Genomic DNA, 16,876 nt, shown 5'->3' with positions numbered 1-16,876 from the left:
CTAGCGCCCTGCGCGGTCCCGCCTGCCGACCATCACCTTCCGCAGCAAGCTTCACGCCTGGTAAGTGCGCGGTAACACAGCTGTTCGATGCTTGGTGCAGCAACCTGACTCGCTCTCACCAGCAGCCGGCTGTGGCTCTTTCCAGCGGAGCCGGAGCGAGTTTCCGGGGCGGCGACGGAGGTTCCGTCGCCGGCCCCGGTGTCAGCTCTCGCGGACGTTGACTGTCACGAACGGGGGCTTGACGACCTCGAAGGGCTCCTGGCGGCCTCGGATGTCCACTGCCACCTCGTCGCCCTCCTTGACGCTCGCGTCGAGGAGAGCGAGTGCGATGCCCTTCTTGAGCGTCGGCGAGAACGTGCCGGAGGTGACCTCGCCCAGCGCGGCACCGCTCGAGTCCGCGACCGTCATGTGCGGCCGCGGGATGCCACGGCCGACGGCGCGCAGCCCGCGGAGGATCTTGGCCGGCCCGGCCGCCTTCTCCGTGCGCAGGGCCTCGTCGCCCCAGAAGTGCTCCTTCTTCCAGCCGACGGCCCAGCCGGACCGGGCCTGGACGGGCGTGATGTCGGGAGAGATGTCCTGTCCGTGCAACGGGTAGCCCATCTCGGTCCGCAGGGTGTCGCGAGCGCCCAGCCCGGCCGGGACGATGCCGTACTGCTCCCCCGCCGCCATCAGCGCGTCGAACACAGCCACTGCCGCCTCGTTCGGCACCACCAGCTCGTAGCCGCGCTCACCGGTGTAACCGGTGCGGCACACGACTACCGGCGTACCGGAGTAGTCGGCGACTGCGAAGGACATGTAGTCGTGGCCGGTAGGCAGGCCGATCGCCGCGACGACCTCATCACTGTCGTGGCCCTGAACGGCGAGGATCGCGTAGTCGTCGTGGGTGTTCGTCACCACCACGCCCTCAGGCGCCTGGGCCTGCAGCAAACGGACGACCTCGGCCGTGTTCGCGGCGTTCGGGATCAGGAACACGTCGTCGTCGGCGTGCAAGTACGCGATCAGGTCGTCGACCACGCCGCCGGTGTCCGTGCAGCACAGCGTGTACTGCGCCTGGCCCGGTGTGATCTTGCCCAGGTCGTTGGTCAGGCAGGAGTTCACGTACGCCGCGGCGCCGGCTCCCTTCACGGTCGCCTTGCCCAGGTGGCTCACGTCGAACACGCCGACGGAGGTCCGTACCGCGGTGTGCTCGGCAACGACCCCGCCATACTCCAGCGGCATCTCCCAGCCACCGAACTCGGCGAACTTGGCTCCGAGCGCGACGTGCCGCTCGTGCAACGGGGACTTCTTCAGGACGGGAGACTCGGTCATGCAGCGGAACTTACCGGAAACCGATGGCGCAACAGTGTGGCCCGCATCTCCGTGCCACCTCCCCGGCCCCATCCGCGCGCATCCGGATGCCGCCGACGCGTAGCATGCGGGGGCAGCAAGCACGTACCGTCACGACCGGCGACCTGCCACCCGGTCAAGGAGGACTGAGGATTTCGTGAGCACCATCACTTTGAGCAAGTCCGATGCAGCCGGCGTCAAGACCGACGTCCTGGTCATCGGCGTGGTCAAGCTCGACGGCGGCGTCGCCCTGCCCGCCGGTACCGAGTCGCTGAACGCCGCGTACGGCGGGAAGCTGGTGGAGGTGCTGTCCGGGCTCGGCGCCACCGGCAAGACCGGTGAGGTCACCAAGGTGCCCGGCCCGAAGCCCGGCAAGTCGGCAATGCTGATCGCCGTCGGTCTCGGCACGGCCCCGGACGGCGCTCTCAAGACCGAGGACCTGCGCACCGCGGCCGGTGTCGGCATCCGCGCGGCCAAGACCGCGCAGTCCGTCGCGTTCGCCCTGCCGACGCCCGACGCCGAGTGCGTCCGCGCCGTGGCCGAGGGCGCATTGATGGGCCGCTACTCGTTCAACGCCTACAAGTCCGAGGCCAGCGACGATGCCCCCGGCAACGTGATCGTGCTGACTGACCTGGCCCGCAACCGCGACGCCAAGGCCGCGCTCGAGCGGGCCGAGATCGTCGCCGACGCCGTCCACCAGGTCCGCGACTGGGTGAACATGCCCCCGTCCGACCTGCACCCGGCCGAGTTCGCGGCACACGCGGTCAAGCTGGGCAAGGAACACGGCGTCAAGGTCGAGGTACTGGACGAGAAGGCACTGGCCAAGGGCGGCTACGGCGGCATCCTCGGCGTCGGCCAGGGATCGACCAACCCGCCCCGGCTGGTCCGGCTGACCTACACCCCGAAGAAGCCGGTGACGCACCTGGCCTTCGTCGGTAAGGGCATCACCTTCGACTCCGGCGGCCTGTCGCTGAAGACCGCGAGCGGCATGATCAGCATGAAGTCCGACATGGCCGGCGCGGCGGCCGTGATCGCCGCCATCCTCGCGATCGCGCGGCTCGGCCTACCGGTCCAGGTGACCGCCTACGCCGCGATGGCGGAGAACATGCCGTCCGGCTCGGCCGCCCGGCCGTCCGACGTCCTGACCATGTACGGCGGTAAGACGGTCGAGGTGCTGAACACCGACGCCGAGGGCCGGCTGGTGCTCGGTGACGCGCTGGTCCGGGCGTCCGAGGACGCCCCCGACCTGATCGTCGACGTGGCCACCCTGACCGGCGCCTGTGTCGTTGCCCTGGGCACCAAGGTGGCCGGCGCGTTCGCCAACACCGACACCGCCCGGGACCGGGTCGTCGACGCCGCGGTCGCCGCCGGTGAGGCGATGTGGCCGCTGCCGATCCCGTCGGAGATGCTTGACAAGCTCCGCTCCCACTCGAAGGTCGCCGACCTGGCGAACATCACCGGCGAGCCGTGGGGCGGCGCGCTCGCGGCGGCCGCCTTCCTCGGTGATTTCGTTGCCGATGGCATCGACTGGGTGCACCTCGACGTGGCCGGTCCCGCCTTCAACGACGGCGGCCCGTCCGGCTACACCCACTCCGGCGGCACCGGCTACGCGGTCCGCACCCTGGTCGAACTGGCCGCGTCCGCCAGCTGATCACCAGGTGCGGGCTTCCAGCCAGGCAGTGGGCCGGCAGCGGGCGGGGTTGAGGATTCGGCGCGCTCGATCCCGCCGGCGCACTGACTTTGCTCTGCGCGCGATGGGACCACTGCCTGGCTGGGTGATCGCCAACCGCCCCTGCCCCGTTCGCCGCTCGTCACCCGGACCAACCGGGCGTCGGCAGCTGGCTCTAGGCGAGGCCGTTCTTCTTCTGGCGGGCGTTGTACTCACGCATCCGCGGCGGGTAGCCGACCACGGCCGCGTCGTACGACGGAATGCCCAGCTTGTTGGCGAAGTTGTGCGCCCACGCGACCGACGGGACGCGCCGACGGGTCCACTCACCGTCGATGGCGACCAGGAGCAGCGTGTAGTCGGTCACCGCCGTCTTCGGCTCGACAAAACCTTCGACACCCTGGCGGGTCTGGGCGAACTCCCGCAGGTGCGCCTGGTCGGGGTTGTCCGACTTACGCATCGTGCCCGGCCTGTTCCGGCGAAACCAACTCATGGAGTAAGTGTCCCCTATACCCGCAAGTACACAGTCTTTCGAGCCGCCCGTCCTGCTGGCCTGCTGTGGGCGACGGCGTCCGCAGTACGGGCCCGGAAGCGACAGTAAGCGGCCGCGATGACAAGATGACGCCGGGCCGGAACCCCGCGATCCGGGGCCGCCCGCCGACTCAGTAGCCCACGGAGGAACCTGTGACGAACGCGGCAGACAGCACCACGACCTACGACCTGCTGATCCTCGGCGGAGGCAGTGGCGGGTACGCCGCCGCACTGCGGGCCGCAGTACTGGGGATGTCCGTGGGCCTGGTCGAGAAGGACAAGCTCGGCGGTACCTGTCTGCACCGCGGCTGCATCCCGACCAAGGCGCTGCTGCACGCGGCCGAGGTCGCCGATTCGGCCCGCGAGGGTGAGCAGTTCGGCGTACGGACGACCCTCGAGGGCGTCGACATGGGTGGCGTGAACAAGTACAAGGACGGCGTCGTCGACCGGCTCTTCAAGGGCCTGCAGGGACAGATCAAGTCTCGTGGCATCACCGTGATCGAGGGCGAGGGACGGCTCACGTCCCCGACGACGGTCGCGGTCAACGGCACGACGTACACCGGTAAGAACGTCATCATCGCGTCCGGCTCCTACTCGCGATCGCTGCCGGGGCTGGAGATCGACGGCAACCGGGTGATCGCCAGCGAGCACGCCCTGACGCTCGACCGGGTGCCGGAGTCCGCGGTCGTGCTCGGCGGCGGCGTGATCGGCGTCGAGTTCGCCAGCGCGTGGACCTCGTTCGGCACCAAGGTGACGATCATCGAGGCACTCCCCCGGCTGGTACCGGCCGAGGACGCCGACTGCAGCAAGACGCTGGAGCGGGCGTTCCGCAAGCGCAAGATCAACTTCAAGACCGGTACGTCGTTCGAGTCGGTCGACACCCACGACAACGGGGTCCGCGTCACCGTCGCCGGTGGCGAGGTGATCGAGGCCGAACTGCTCCTGGTCGCAGTCGGCCGCGGCCCGAACACCTCCGGACTCGGGTACGACGAGGTCGGGGTCGCGCTCGACCGTGGCTTCGTCACCGTCGACGAGCACCTGCAGACCAGCGTGCCCGGCGTGTACGCCGTCGGCGACATCGTCCCCGGCCTGCAACTCGCCCACCGCGGCTTCCAGCAGGGCATCTTCGTCGCCGAGCACATCGCCGGGCTGAACCCGGCCCCGATCGACGAGGCCCGGCATCCCCCGCGTCACCTACTCCGAGCCCGAGGTCGCCTCCGTCGGGCTGACCGAGGAGCAGGCGAAAGCGAAGTACGGCGAGGTCGAGATCCTGAACTACAACCTCGGCGGCAACGGCAAGAGCCAGATCCTGAAGACCCAGGGCTTCGTGAAGCTGGTCCGGGCCAAGGACGGCGCCGTGGTCGGCCTGCACATGGTCGGCTCCCGGGTCGGCGAACTGATCGGCGAGGCGCAGCTGATCTACAACTGGGAGGCGTTCCCGGCCGACGTCGCGCCGCTGGTGCACGCCCACCCGACCCAGAACGAGGCACTCGGCGAGGCGCACCTCGCGCTGGCCGGAAAGCCTTTGCACTTCCACGAGTAAGTTTGCCGGTGCTGGGACAGGCGGGGTCGTTGTGACCCGGATCCCGCCGGTTCCGGTGGCACCGTAGGCTGACACTCGACCGATCAGACGAAGGAGCAACGACCGTCATGCCGACCTCTGTATCCCTGCCGGCCCTCGGGGAGAGCGTCACCGAAGGAACCGTCACCCGCTGGCTCAAGCAGGTCGGTGACACGGTTGCCGTTGACGAGCCCCTGCTGGAGGTCTCGACCGACAAGGTCGACACCGAGATCCCCTCCCCCGTCGCCGGTACCTTGCTCGAGATCAAGGCCGCCGAGGACGAAACCGTAGAGGTCGGCGCCGAACTGGCCGTCATCGGCGACGCCGGCGAATCCGCCGGCTCGGACTCCGGCTCCGGCGACTCCGCCTCAGCGGCCCCAGCCCAGGCAGACGCCGCCCCGGCAGACTCCGCTCAGGCAGACGCCGCCCAGGCAGACGCCGAATCGACCGGCTCGCCTCAGGCCGACTCCGCGCCCGCTGCCCCGGCCCAGGTAAACTCCGCGTCCGCCAGCTCGGCTCAGGCCGGCTCCGCGTCCGCCGCCCCGGCCGAGGCTGCCCCCGCCGCCGAGGCCGCGCCGCAGGCGCAGGCCGCACAACAACCCTCTTCGGCGGACACTTCGTCTAATAGGCCTCCGGCCGAAGCGGCCCCAGCCCCCGCGGCCTCCCCGGCCCCAGAGCAGGCCTCCTCAGGTGGCTCCGGTACGTCGGTAACCCTGCCCGCCCTAGGCGAGAGCGTCACCGAAGGCACCGTCACCCGCTGGCTCAAGCAGGTAGGCGACGACGTAGCAGTAGACGAACCCCTCCTCGAAGTCTCCACCGACAAGGTAGACACCGAGATCCCGTCCCCCGTCGCCGGCAAGCTCCTCGAAATCAAGGTCGCCGAAGACGAAACCGTCGAGGTAGGCGCCGAACTAGCGATCGTAGGCTCCGGCGACGCCGCCCCGGCGACCTCCGCAGCCCCCGTGGCCCCGGCCGAATCGGCCCCCGCCCCCCAGGCAGCCCCCGCCGAGGCACCAGCTGCTCAGGCCCCCGCGGCTCAGGTCCCGGCACCCCAAGCCCCGGCCCCGCAGGCAGCACCGGCTCAGGTCCCGGCACCCCAAGCCCCCGCCGCTCAGCCGGCCGCCCAGGCTCCCGTCGCGCAAAGCGCCCCCGCCCAGGCACCTGCGGCAGCGCCTGCACGCGCGGCAGCACCTGCCGCGGCCCCGGCGCCCGCAGTACCGGCGTCTTCCAACGGCTCCTCCTCCGACGGCCCCAACTACGTCACCCCGCTCGTCCGCAAGCTGGCTAGCGAGCACGGCGTCGACCTGGGCTCCGTATCCGGCACCGGCGTCGGCGGCCGCATCCGCAAGCAGGACGTGATCGCTGCCGCCGAGGCCAAGAAGGCTGCTGCCGCCGCACCTGCCCCGGCTGCCGCTTCTTCCGCTCCGGCCCGCCGCGGCTTCGGCCCCGGTGATCAGCCCGCTGCGCGGTACGACCGAGAAGATGAGCCGGATCCGCAAGGCCATCGCCAGCCACATGGTCAACTCGCTGCACGTCTCGGCGCAGCTGACCACCGTGGTCGAGGTCGACGTCACCGAGATCTCCAAGCTCCGGAACGCGAAGAAGGCCGAGTTCGAGGCCCGCGAGGGCGTCAAGCTGTCCTTCCTGCCGTTCTTCGCGCTCGCCGCGGTGGACGCGCTGAAGCAGTACCCGAAGCTGAACGCGTCGATCAACGACGAGGCCGGCGAGGTCACCTACCACGCTGCCGAGCACCTGGGCATCGCCGTCGACGCCGAGAAGGGCCTGATGGTCCCGGTCGTGCACAACGCCGGTGACCTGAACATCGCCGGCCTGGCGAAGAAGATCGCCGACCTGGCCAACCGGGTCCGCATCAACAAGGTGCTGCCGGACGAGATGGCGGGCGGCACCTTCACCATCACGAACACCGGCAGCCGCGGCGCCCTGTTCGACACGCCGATCCTGAACCAGCCGCAGGTCGGCATGCTCGGTACCGGCGCGGTCGTCAAGCGTCCCGTCGTGATCACCCACCCGCAACTGGGTGAGACGATCGCGATCCGGCAGATGGTCTACCTGGCGCTGACCTACGACCACCGTCTGGTGGACGGCGCCGACGCGGCCCGCTACCTGACCGCAGTCAAGCAGCGCCTCGAAGAAGCCCAGTTCGACGTCTGATCTCGGGTAGCACCACCCGAACCACCCCGATGGGGCCGACCGCACACCGCGGCCGGCCCCATTGACCTTCCCGGTGAGGCTCTCCAGGAGCCGGCAGGCTCCGTGCGCGACGCCGCCGGCCTCCTCCGAGCAGCAGCCGGGTGCGGTGAGGACCGCTTCATCACCTGACTTCGTCGGGGCGGTCTTATCGGAGTTCGTGGGTACTGGTTCGATGGGTTTCGCTGGCCGCTCCGGATCGCCGCCAGTCCGAGTTCTCCACCCGCGACCGAGGGGCCGTTGATCGGATGAAGTACGTACTGGCCGGTTCGTCCGGCTTCCTGGGCAAGGCACTCACCCGCGACCTGGTTGCCGACGGCCACGAGGTGATCCGGCTGGTACGGCGTACGCCGAGCCAACCCGACGAGGTCCGCTGGGACCCCGCCGCCGGTCAACTCGATCCCGCGGCACTCGTCGACGCCGACGTTCTGGTGAACCTCGCCGGCGCGAACATCGGCCGGCCCTGGACCCCGACGTACCGCAAGACCATCCGCGAGAGTCGCGTCAGTACGACGGCAACTCTCGCCGCCGCGGCCGCAACGCTCGATCGCCGACCGGTGTTCATCACGCAGAGCGGGATCGGTGGCTACGGCAAGGACTGCGGCGACCGCACCCTGACCGAAGACTCCGAACTCGGCGAAGGCTTCCTCGCCGACGTAGTCCGCCTCTGGGAAGGCGCCGCCGACCCCGCCCGAGCCGCAGGCTGCCGGGTCGCATCCCTCCGCACCGGAGTCGTCATCGCCCGCGATGCCCCCGCCTTCCGCCTTCTGTCGCTGCCCTTCCGGCTCGGTTTCGGCGGCCGCCTCGGCTCAGGCAACCAGTACTTCCCAGTGGTCTCCCTGACCGACTGGCTCCGCGCAGTCCGCTTCGTCGCCGAACACGACGAGCTCAGCGGCCCGGTGAACATAGCCCTCCCAACCCCAGTAACGAACCAGGACTTCACCACCGCCCTGGCCAAGACCTTGCACCGCCCAGCCCTCTTCCCAGTCCCGTCCTTCGTCCTCACCACCCTGCTCGGCGAATTCGGCTGGGAACTGATCGGCAGCAAACGCGCCCTCCCCACCAAGCTCCTCACCGCCAACTTCACCTTCACCCACCCCACCGCCCCCCAAGCCCTAACCGCCAGCCTCACGAACCCCGCCTAACCCCCAACCCAGCTCGGCAAGGCAGGCTCGGCCTAGCCAGCTCACCCCGTCTTACCCGGCTCGGGCTCGGGCTCGGGCTCGGGCTCGGGCCGACTTACCCGGCCCGGCCCCGGCCCGGCTCGGCTCAGCTCCGTACGACTCGGCCCCGTCCGGCCCAGCCCGGTACGGCTGGGATCAGCAACGCTCGGTCCGACACAGCACGGCTCGTCGGCTGGGTTGGTCAGAGGGTGGTGATTTGGGTTATTCGCCAGGTGCCGGGGGTTGTTGTTTGGAGGGTGATTCGGCGGGAGGTTGGTTTGCCGGGTGGGAAGGTTGTTCTTCGGCCTGCCTGGTCGACGGCGGCGCCTGAGGTGAGGCGGTCGACGACCTGGAGGACGGCGCGGTCTGTTTCCTCGCTCTCGATGAGGAGGCTTCGGATTTCTATCGTCAGGTTCTCGATTCGTAGGTGCTGGGTCCGGTAGGTCGCGAGCAAACTCTTGTCCGCCTTCCAGGGCACGCTTCCTCGGACGTAGACCGAATCGAGGCCGGTATCCGAGCCGCTATTGAATGCCGAGGACCGTTGTCTGTCGAGCGCTCTGAGTACGTCCAGCCAGGGGGTTGGCCAGTCTGCTCCTGGTGCGGTCGAGACTGCCGCCGACGGAAGCGCTGGAGCACTTGAGGTCGTCGGTGTGACGGCGCTTGAAGGCGGTGGACTCTGCGACGCGTCCGTCGTCGGGGCCTCGGCAGATCCTGTGGATGCTGCGGTGCTGGCTCCTCCGCCCAGTACGCCGACGGTGATCAATCCGAGCAGCAGGACTACTAATGCGGCCGCACCCGCCGCGGCCAGTACGCCGTACGCCGGGGCTCGTCCGCCAATCGCCTCTCTCAACCGCAGACGAAGACCCCGCCGAGTCCGTCTGCTCCTCGTCCCTCGCGCTCCACCCCGACGCCGTGGTCCACCTGGTGTGCGACGCGAGTTCGGATAGGGGCCGCCAGCAACAGCTCCCGTCGCATACACCACTCCAGGCGATTGATCACCCCCACCGGCCTCACTGCCAAGGTCAGCCGACCCGAACGCCAGACCCGGTGGTTGATCGCTTCCAGTTCCCACACTTCGGACCCCGGTTGTCACCTTCTCCGCGCTATGACGTTGGCCGTCGAGTGACTTGAGTCGTTGGCGTCCGCCGGCGTCACCGCCTGTCAGTTCATCGTTGGCTAGGCCGCGGCGGCCTCCGGTTCGTGCCTTGGGTAGACGACCGACCGTGGTTGGCTGTCGTCGGCGGGTGCCGCGGGTGCTCCCCTCTGTTGGTGGCTTTGGGGAGCTGTCCGCACCACCGGATGTAACCGTGGTGGTCGCGGGGTCGGTAGCCGCGTCAGTGGGGGTGGGGCTGAATGGCTCGCGGGCGTGTTGCGATGAGCCGTCCTTTGGAGGCTTGCGTCGGGGTCCTTGGCCGTTGCCGTTCAGGACACCCGCGCCGGGATCTGCGCCGCCTGCGGTCGCGCTGGTTCCGGTCCTGCCATCGGGGTCGTCTGAACCGCCTGACACCGAACCCGAGTTCGAACCGGCCGGCGGCGAACCGTTAGCAGCACCAGGTCCATCTGGTGGGTTGGCGAGGGAGGTTATTGGGGTGGGTTGGGCGAGGTGGAGGATGCGGGTGGCGACTTGGTGGGCGGGGGCGGTGAAGATCGTGGGGGTGAAGATGCGGGGGTTGGCGCCGGCGGTGAGGGCGATTTGGGCGAGCGAGTCGAGGTCGGACTGAGGGGTTGCGGATGGGTGGGTGAGGGTGCGGAGGCCTACGTCGGTGAGGACTGGGCGGCCTTCGGCGTCGAGCATCACGTTGGCGGGGGTGAGGTTGCCGTGGGTTAGGCCGGCGTGATGGATCACAGCTAGGGCTTGCGCGAGGGGGCTGAGCAGGGTGACCAGTTCTCCTGTGGAGAGTGGTTCGCGGCGTTCCAGGAGGCTCGCTAGGGAGCCGGCTGGGACGTACTGGCTGAAGAGGAGCCAGTCGCGGTCGGTTTGGCGTACGTCTAGTAGGCGGGCGATATGCGGGTTGTCGAGGGAGCGGGTCAGGGCGAGGTCCTGGCGGAACTGCTCGACGGCCGGGACCTTGGCTGCCGGGATGCGTTTGAGCACGGCGTGCCGGCCGGAACCGAGGTCTCGGAGCAGCCAGACGGTGCCGGTCGCGCCGGACCCGAGGTCGCGGCGCAAGCTGTAGCCGGCGATGTCTTCGAGTGCCATGTCAGAGAGGATGCCCGGATTGCCGCCGGGCCCACGGAAGTTATCCACAAGGAGGCCTCGAACAAGGCCTCGCGAATTCCATGACCGCCGGTCCGCGGCTGGTGCAGGGCGGCCGGGTGGGGCCGGCCGTTCAGTGCGGAGTACACCGCGGAGTCGTCGGCCAGGAGCCGCGGCCCGGTGCAGGGCTGCTGGGCGGGGCAGAAGCCGAGGCGGGACGCGCGAATCCGTCGCCTGTGGATGGCGGTGAACGGCGGCGGGCGCGTCGACATACACTCGAAGGCGTGCGTGAGATCAAGTATGTGAGGGCTGGGTTCGGCACCGACGCGGTTGAGTACGAGCAGGCGTGGGCGGAGCAACGCCGCCTGCACGCGGCAGTTGCCGAGGGCAGCGGATCGGACACTGTCATCCTGCTCGAGCATCCGCCGGTGTATACGGCGGGCAAGCGCACGGAGCCGCAGGAGCGACCGCTGGACGGTACGCCGGTTGTCGACGTGGATCGCGGCGGCAAGATCACCTGGCATGGGCCGGGGCAACTGGTCGGCTACCCGATCGTCAAACTTGCTTCCCATGTGTACGTCGTGGATTACGTCCGGCGGCTCGAGGAAGCTCTCATTGCCGTGTGCGCCGATCTGGGTGTGAAGACCGGTCGGGTGAAGGGACGCAGTGGGGTCTGGGTCCCGGCGGACGACTGTGGGCGTGAGCGCAAGATCGCGGCGATCGGGATCCGGGTCGCGCAAAGCGTCACCATGCATGGGTTCGCGCTGAACTGCGACAACGACCTCAGCTGGTTCGATCGGATCGTGCCGTGCGGGATCTCGGATGCCGACGTCACCACTCTCACCAAGGAGCTGGGCCGCCAGGTCGCCATCGCCGAGGTGCTCGACTCGGTTGAACGCCACCTGACCGAGGTGCTCGCCTGGGACCCGTACGAACGCACCCCCGACCTGGAGCACACCGAGCCCGCGGTCTCGACCGGCATCACCTACGGCCTCACCGCCGCCCCGGTGTCCTAAGCGAACACTCCGTACGCCGGAAGGTTGCCTACGACGGCGAACGCCTGGATGTGCAGGCGATGCCATCGGCGAAGCCCGTGGGTTGCCGGTGGGGAGGGGCTTTCGCGGGCAGGCTTCGCGGTGGGGTGGTGGGGCGGCTGTTGTCGTTCGGGCGATGGGTGGTCGTGGATACGGTGGGTGATTGTCATGTGCGTGTTGCGTGGCGGCAATGCGGGGGTGGGTGGAGACGGAGCGTGACCTGTGGGGGCGAAGGTTCGCGAAGTGTCGTCGCTGTGTAGCGGGGAAACGTCGCTACGGTGGTGATGTGTCCAAATTCTTTGGCTTCCTCTTAGGTGTCGTAGTTGCGCTGGTCGGTCCGGCCGTGTTCGGGGTACTGGCCGCCGACGGCGGGATCGAGCTGAATGCGAAGGGGATGGCGCTTGCCTATGGCATCGGAGCGCTGATCTTCTGGGCCGTCGTGTCGTACTTCTCGGGCGCCGCGGCGCTCGGTGCGGCGCTGGTGTTCGGCGTGATGATCTACACGGTGCACTGGATCCCCAACCGGATGACGAACTTCCTCAACGACGTGCCCGGCGTGACGTCGGGGATGATCGAGGGCATCAAGCAGTACACGCTGAACGGCGTCGTGCCGATCCTCGCTGTCATCTCGTTGGTGTACGGCATCCAGCTGATCGTGCGGTCCGTGCAGCGGCGTCGCCGGGAGCGGGCCGAGGCGGAGCGGGCGCAGCGCGAGCAGGAGCTGGCGCAGGCGCAGCAGGCCGCTGAGGTCGCCGGGCCGTACCAGGCCCAGGCTCCGTATCCGGTTGCCGGCGGCGACTACCAGCCGGACAACCGCTTCGCTGGTTACGGGAACTCGAGCTACGACGACCTGTTCGACGACGAGCCGGAGCCGGTGCAGCCACGGAACCAGGCCGACGAGCACACCGCCATGTTCCCCACAGCGGGTGCGGAGGCCGAGGCGTACGCCGACGAGGACGAGCGGCCTGACACCGACGAGACCCGGCTGGTCCCGACCGATGGCGATCAGACTGTGCTGGTCCCGACCGCGTCGACCGAGGACGACTCCCCCGTGCAGGCCGCGGACGAGGAGACCGCGCAGGCCGAGAAGCCTGCCGCACAAGAGGAATCAGTCGCCCAAGCGCAGGAACCCGTTGCCCAGGGCGACGACCTCGCCGACGACGAAACCAAACTCACCCCGACGGCCCCGGCCGCAACGCCCACCGCCGGTACTACGGCGGAGCCGGCAACCCCGGCAGCATCAACCCCCGCAGCATCAGAGGCCCGTACTACGGCGGAGCCGGTAACCCCGGCAGCGCCGGCCGCTCCGGCGCCGACCGCATCAGCGCCGACCGTGCCCGACGCCGGTACTGCGGCGCCCGCCACCCCTGCTCCCGCAGAGGAAGCGACGGTCGTCAGCCCGGTCGAGCCCAGCGCCGAAAAGCCTGCTGAAGCAACCGCCGTGGCGCCTGCCACACCGGCTAAGCCCAGCGAAGAAGCACCCGCCGAAGCAACTGCCGTGGCGCCAGCCGCACCGGCTAAGCCCAGCGAAGAAGCACCTGCTGACGCAACTGCCGTGATGCCGGCCGCACCGGTTCGGCCTAGCGGCGAAACGCCGGATGACGCGACTGCTGTGACGCCTGCTGCACCTGCTCAGCCTGGTGGTGCGACTGCGGTGCAGCCGACTGGTCCGGCTCAGAACGGCACGTCGACTCCGGCGGCGTCTTCCAACGCCGGGGCCGGATCGCGACCGCCTGAAGGTACTGCGCAGGCCGCGGCGGCGCCGTTCACCAACGCCGAGCCTGTGCCCGACGTACGGGCTGAGGTGGTTGGGCAGCAGTACCGGGAGCGGATGGACGACGACGCGACCGGTGAGCACCACTTCGGGGCGTTCGAGAATCCGATGCTCTCCGACGAGACGCTTCCGCAGGCGCCCCGGGTGATGGACCTCCCCGGGCAGTTCCGCCCCGCCGGCACCTGACCCAAGCCGTCCGACCGAACAGGCCGGGCTAAACAAGCCGGCTGATCAACCAAACGTCGCCTGACCGCGCTGAACGAAGTGCGGTCAGGCGACGTGCATGCGTTGGTGTTGTCCCCAGCGGGCGTGCTCGGCGAAAGCTTCGTCGTACGCGTGGATCGCCATCTGGCAGACATCCCCTGCCATCTGCGCCCGCGGCGACTCCGTACTCCACGCCAGCATCAGCCGGCGGTGGATCGGATTGCCGGCCAACGGCCGCGTTGTCACATCGCTCGACAACATCCGGTACGACGTAGGCGAGATCAGCGCGACCCCTTGCCCACTGGTGACGAACCCCATCAGCACCGACGTATCAACCGAGTGATGCTCGACCCGCGGCATGAACCCGGCCTGCTCACACGCAGTTCGGAACAGCACGTGGAAGCCACTGTCGTCCGGCGGTTCGCCGATCCATTCCTCGTCGGCCAGGTCGGAAAGGTCGATCTCCTTGCGATGCCGGGTCGCCAAGGCCTTCGGATGATCCGCCGCCATCACCACGTACGCCGTCTCGGACTCCACGATCGTGCAGGCCTCGACGCCCGTGGGGAGCCGCAGCTCGAAGCCGGGGAACTCACGCAACAAGGCGAAGTCCAGCCGACCGCTCTCCAACTGCTGGAGCAGCACGCTGGTAGCCCACTCGACCTCGATGCTGACCTGCTCGATCTCGCCGTGATCCCGCAGCCGGCTGGCGATCCCGGACATCGGCGCGGTCGGGAATCCACCGAGTCGCACGGCGCTGGACTCCACCGCTGTCATCGCCGAAACAGTCGCCGACAGGTGATCGACATCGACCAGGATGGCGCGGGCGCGATCCACGGCGTACCGGCCGAGCGGTGTCGGTGTGACACCGGTGCGGGAACGCTCGAAGAGCTCGCCACCGAACGCTGACTCGATTCGTTTCAGCTGTGCGGTAAGGCTCGGCTGGCTGACCTTGAGCCAGCGGGCGGCCCGTCCGACGGACCCCGCTTCTGCCACCAGGACCACCACCCGCAGGTGGCGCAGCTCGACGTTCATGCGTTGTGACCGTAGTCGAGTTGCGCGCTCAGGACACAGTTGTCGCGTATTGCGGTTTCATCACAGCCAGCAAACTTTCTGTAACGTTCGCGCCGGAATCACGATAGATCAGGTCGCCTTGAGTGCCAGCGCCTCACGGTAACCAAGACGGCGGCCCGTTTTGAGCAGCGTCCGCTCGTACACCCGGGCCCCGAGCCGGACGATCAGGACGGTCGAGAGGAGCAGGATCACGATGGCCAGCAGCGGCTGCCAGACCGGTACGTTCCCGGTCAGCATCCGGCCGGGCATCGACATCGACGACGCGATCGGGACGAACGACGCCACTTCCTTGGCGCCGCCACCGGCGAAGGCCGAGAAGAAGAACGGGATCATCAAGATCATCTGACCGGGCATGGTGGTCGAGCTGAGGTCCTCCTGCCGCGTGGCCAGTGAGCCGGCCACCGCCCAGAGTCCCGCCAGGGCGACGAACCCGAGGACGAAGAAGATCACGAACCAGCCCGCGACCGGCGCGACCACCTTGAGGATGTCGGCCTGTCCGGTCGCCAGCAGCCCGACCAGCGAAGCGGCCCCGATCACCACGATCTGGATGAGCGCGAGCACGGTGTTACCGATCACCTTGCCCCACAGCAGCGCCCGGATCGGGATCGCGGCGGCCAGGATCTCGACCACCCTGCTCTCCTTCTCCTGGACGACGCTCTGCGCGATCTGCATGCCGAAGCCCAGCGCGGTCACGTAGAAGATAAGCGCGAGCCCGATGCTGACGAAGTCGGCCACGACCCCGGGCAGCGGACCAGGATCCAGCAGCTTCTCCCGCAACTGGGTGTTCGCGTGCAGTTGTTCCGGCGTCAGCCCCACCTTGGCGGCGTTCTGCTCCATGCCGAGGTTGGCGACCGCCTCGCGCAGGTTGCTCTGCAGGTCGGTGTCGACCTTCTCCTTGCCCACCACAACGAAGCCGTTGCCGCCCGGCAGGAGCGCCGCCTTCACATCGCCATCAGTGACGAGCTGCTCAGCCGCGGCGAGGTCCGTCGTACGGGTGGCTTCGTAGCTGCTGCCGCCCTTGATCGCGTCGGCCGTCTGCACGACCTTCGCCCCGGCATCGTCCAGTACTGCGATCTTGTCGGGCCCGCTCCTGCCCGCGATCAACGCGGGAATGAGCACGGCAGCCAGTACGAGGATCAGCAGGAACCCGGTCGACCCGAGAAAGGTCTTGTCCCGCAGCTTGGTGCTGACCTCGCGATGAGCCACCAACTGCCAGGGCCGCGTCATGGTCTCGTTGCTCATCGGGTCGCCTCCCGGAAGACATCGCTCAACGCCACTCGCTCGGGCGCGAACTCCAGTACGTGGCCACGGCTCATCGCCTCAGCCAAGATCTGTTGCTCCTGGCCCCTTTCCTCCACGTCGAACAACGCCGTCGCACCGGCCACGTCGCGCACCTTGATCCCGCGTACGTCGCGCAGCCAGCCCGCGTCGCCGTCGACGACCAGCCGGTACGTCGTGGTCGGGCCGGCCGCGAGTTCGGCAACGGGGCCCGCGGCAACGACCTTGCCACGCGACAGCACCACCAGGTCGTCGCAGAGTCGCTCGACAAGCTCCAGTTGGTGACTGGAGAACAGCACCGGCACCTCGGGGGTCACTTCTTCGCGGAGCAGGTCCACCATCGCGTCGACGGCGAGCGGGTCCAGCCCGCTGAACGGCTCGTCGAGGACCAGCGCGATCGGCTCGTGGACCAGCGCGGCGGCGATCTGGACGCGCTGCTGGTTGCCCAGCGAGAGCGTCTCCAGGACGTCGCCGGCGCGTTCGGTCAGGCCCAGCCGGTCGAGGATCTTGTCGGTCCGCTCCCCCGCCCGGACCGGGTCGAACCCGTGCAGGCGACCGAAGAACACCAACTGGTCCCGGATCTTCATCTTCGGATAGAGCCCGCGCTCCTCCGGCATGTAGCCGAAGTCGCGGCGCACCTGCGCGGTCAACGGCGAACCGTTCCAGCAGACCTGGCCGGCCGTCGCGGCCAGCACTCCGAGAATGATCCGCATCGTCGTCGTCTTGCCGGCCCCGTTCGCGCCGACGAACCCGGTCATCCGGCCCGGCACCACGTCGAAGCTGACGTCGTCCAGCGCGAGGTGATCACCGAACCGCCGGGTCAGCCCAGCCACGCTCAGCATCCCGTTCACCGTTCCTCTACA

11 protein-coding genes and 1 pseudogene are annotated in these 16,876 nt (G+C 68.8%); 6 read left to right on the top strand and 6 right to left on the bottom strand.

Going from position 1 to position 16,876, the window contains the following annotated elements; all coding sequences use genetic code 11:
- Window positions 1–201 precede the first annotated feature (201 nt).
- Entirely contained in the window at window positions 202–1,308 is a 1,107-nt protein-coding gene (gcvT, locus tag F1D05_RS34035; RefSeq protein ID WP_185444403.1) for a glycine cleavage system aminomethyltransferase GcvT, read from the bottom strand.
- A 175-nt stretch (window positions 1,309–1,483) separates the two neighbouring features.
- Between gcvT and F1D05_RS34030 the strand changes: the two genes are divergently transcribed.
- Window positions 1,484–2,977: a leucyl aminopeptidase gene (locus F1D05_RS34030; RefSeq protein ID WP_185444402.1), complete on the top strand. Its 1,494-nt coding sequence runs from the start codon at window positions 1,484–1,486 to the stop codon at window positions 2,975–2,977.
- Window positions 2,978–3,170: 193 nt separating this feature from the next.
- Here F1D05_RS34030 and F1D05_RS34025 read toward each other — a convergent pair whose 3' ends face one another.
- A complete protein-coding gene (locus F1D05_RS34025) occupies window positions 3,171–3,485 on the bottom strand; it encodes a hypothetical protein (protein ID WP_185444401.1) in 315 nt (104 codons plus the stop codon).
- 191 nt (window positions 3,486–3,676) lie between these two features.
- Between F1D05_RS34025 and F1D05_RS34020 the strand changes: the two genes are divergently transcribed.
- From F1D05_RS34020 to F1D05_RS34010, 3 genes and pseudogenes are all read left to right on the top strand, one after another.
- Window positions 3,677–5,101, top strand: coding sequence for a dihydrolipoyl dehydrogenase (locus F1D05_RS34020; protein ID WP_428994981.1), 1,425 nt, complete (start codon window positions 3,677–3,679; stop codon window positions 5,099–5,101).
- Between the two features lie 72 nt (window positions 5,102–5,173).
- Window positions 5,174–7,256 (top strand): annotated as a pseudogene (gene sucB, locus F1D05_RS34015) (2-oxoglutarate dehydrogenase, E2 component, dihydrolipoamide succinyltransferase).
- A 284-nt stretch (window positions 7,257–7,540) separates the two neighbouring features.
- Complete coding sequence (locus F1D05_RS34010; RefSeq protein ID WP_185444400.1) at window positions 7,541–8,437, top strand: TIGR01777 family oxidoreductase; 897 nt, start codon at window positions 7,541–7,543, stop codon at window positions 8,435–8,437.
- A 220-nt stretch (window positions 8,438–8,657) separates the two neighbouring features.
- On the opposite strand, the gene F1D05_RS34005 is transcribed toward F1D05_RS34010, so the two are convergent.
- On the bottom strand, window positions 8,658–10,655 hold the full coding sequence (locus F1D05_RS34005; RefSeq protein WP_185444399.1) for a serine/threonine-protein kinase: 1,998 nt from the start codon (window positions 10,653–10,655) through the stop codon (window positions 8,658–8,660).
- Window positions 10,656–10,936: 281 nt separating this feature from the next.
- Here F1D05_RS34005 and lipB point away from each other — a divergent pair, with 281 nt between their 5' ends.
- Together lipB and F1D05_RS33995 are read left to right on the top strand one after the other, a co-directional pair.
- A complete protein-coding gene (gene lipB / locus F1D05_RS34000) occupies window positions 10,937–11,668 on the top strand; it encodes a lipoyl(octanoyl) transferase LipB (RefSeq protein WP_185444398.1) in 732 nt (243 codons plus the stop codon).
- A gap of 304 nt (window positions 11,669–11,972) precedes the next feature.
- Entirely contained in the window at window positions 11,973–13,646 is a 1,674-nt protein-coding gene (locus F1D05_RS33995) for a hypothetical protein (RefSeq protein WP_185444397.1), read from the top strand.
- 84 nt (window positions 13,647–13,730) lie between these two features.
- Here F1D05_RS33995 and F1D05_RS33990 read toward each other — a convergent pair whose 3' ends face one another.
- From F1D05_RS33990 to F1D05_RS33980, 3 genes are all read right to left on the bottom strand, one after another.
- Window positions 13,731–14,696, bottom strand: coding sequence for a LysR family transcriptional regulator (locus tag F1D05_RS33990; RefSeq protein ID WP_185444396.1), 966 nt, complete (start codon window positions 14,694–14,696; stop codon window positions 13,731–13,733).
- A gap of 108 nt (window positions 14,697–14,804) precedes the next feature.
- Window positions 14,805–15,977 carry an ABC transporter permease gene (locus F1D05_RS33985; RefSeq protein WP_185444395.1) on the bottom strand — a complete coding sequence of 391 codons (1,173 nt, stop codon included), beginning with the start codon at window positions 15,975–15,977 and terminating at the stop codon, window positions 14,805–14,807.
- Complete coding sequence (locus F1D05_RS33980; protein WP_206685954.1) at window positions 15,974–16,855, bottom strand: ABC transporter ATP-binding protein; 882 nt, start codon at window positions 16,853–16,855, stop codon at window positions 15,974–15,976. Before F1D05_RS33980 ends, F1D05_RS33985 begins: the two co-directional genes overlap by 4 nt.
- Window positions 16,856–16,876: the final 21 nt, after the last annotated feature.

The organism is Kribbella qitaiheensis (assembly GCF_014217565.1).
GTDB lineage: Bacteria > Actinomycetota > Actinomycetes > Propionibacteriales > Kribbellaceae > Kribbella > Kribbella qitaiheensis_A.
Note: the sequence above shows the minus strand (reverse complement) of the source record. Positions and strands in the feature narration are given on the sequence as shown.

Bases quoted from the DNA above. Each gene is read 5' to 3' on its own strand.
- F1D05_RS34010 (WP_185444400.1), top strand. From the start codon at position 7,541: ATGAAGTACGTACTGGCCGGTTCGTCCGGCTTCCTGGGCAAGGCACTC.
- F1D05_RS33990 (WP_185444396.1), bottom strand. From the start codon at position 14,696: ATGAACGTCGAGCTGCGCCACCTGCGGGTGGTGGTCCTGGTGGCAGAA.
- F1D05_RS34005 (WP_185444399.1), bottom strand. From the start codon at position 10,655: ATGGCACTCGAAGACATCGCCGGCTACAGCTTGCGCCGCGACCTCGGG.
- F1D05_RS34025 (WP_185444401.1), bottom strand. From the start codon at position 3,485: ATGAGTTGGTTTCGCCGGAACAGGCCGGGCACGATGCGTAAGTCGGAC.
- F1D05_RS33985 (WP_185444395.1), bottom strand. From the start codon at position 15,977: ATGAGCAACGAGACCATGACGCGGCCCTGGCAGTTGGTGGCTCATCGC.
- gcvT (WP_185444403.1), bottom strand. From the start codon at position 1,308: ATGACCGAGTCTCCCGTCCTGAAGAAGTCCCCGTTGCACGAGCGGCAC.
- F1D05_RS33980 (WP_206685954.1), bottom strand. From the start codon at position 16,855: ATGCTGAGCGTGGCTGGGCTGACCCGGCGGTTCGGTGATCACCTCGCG.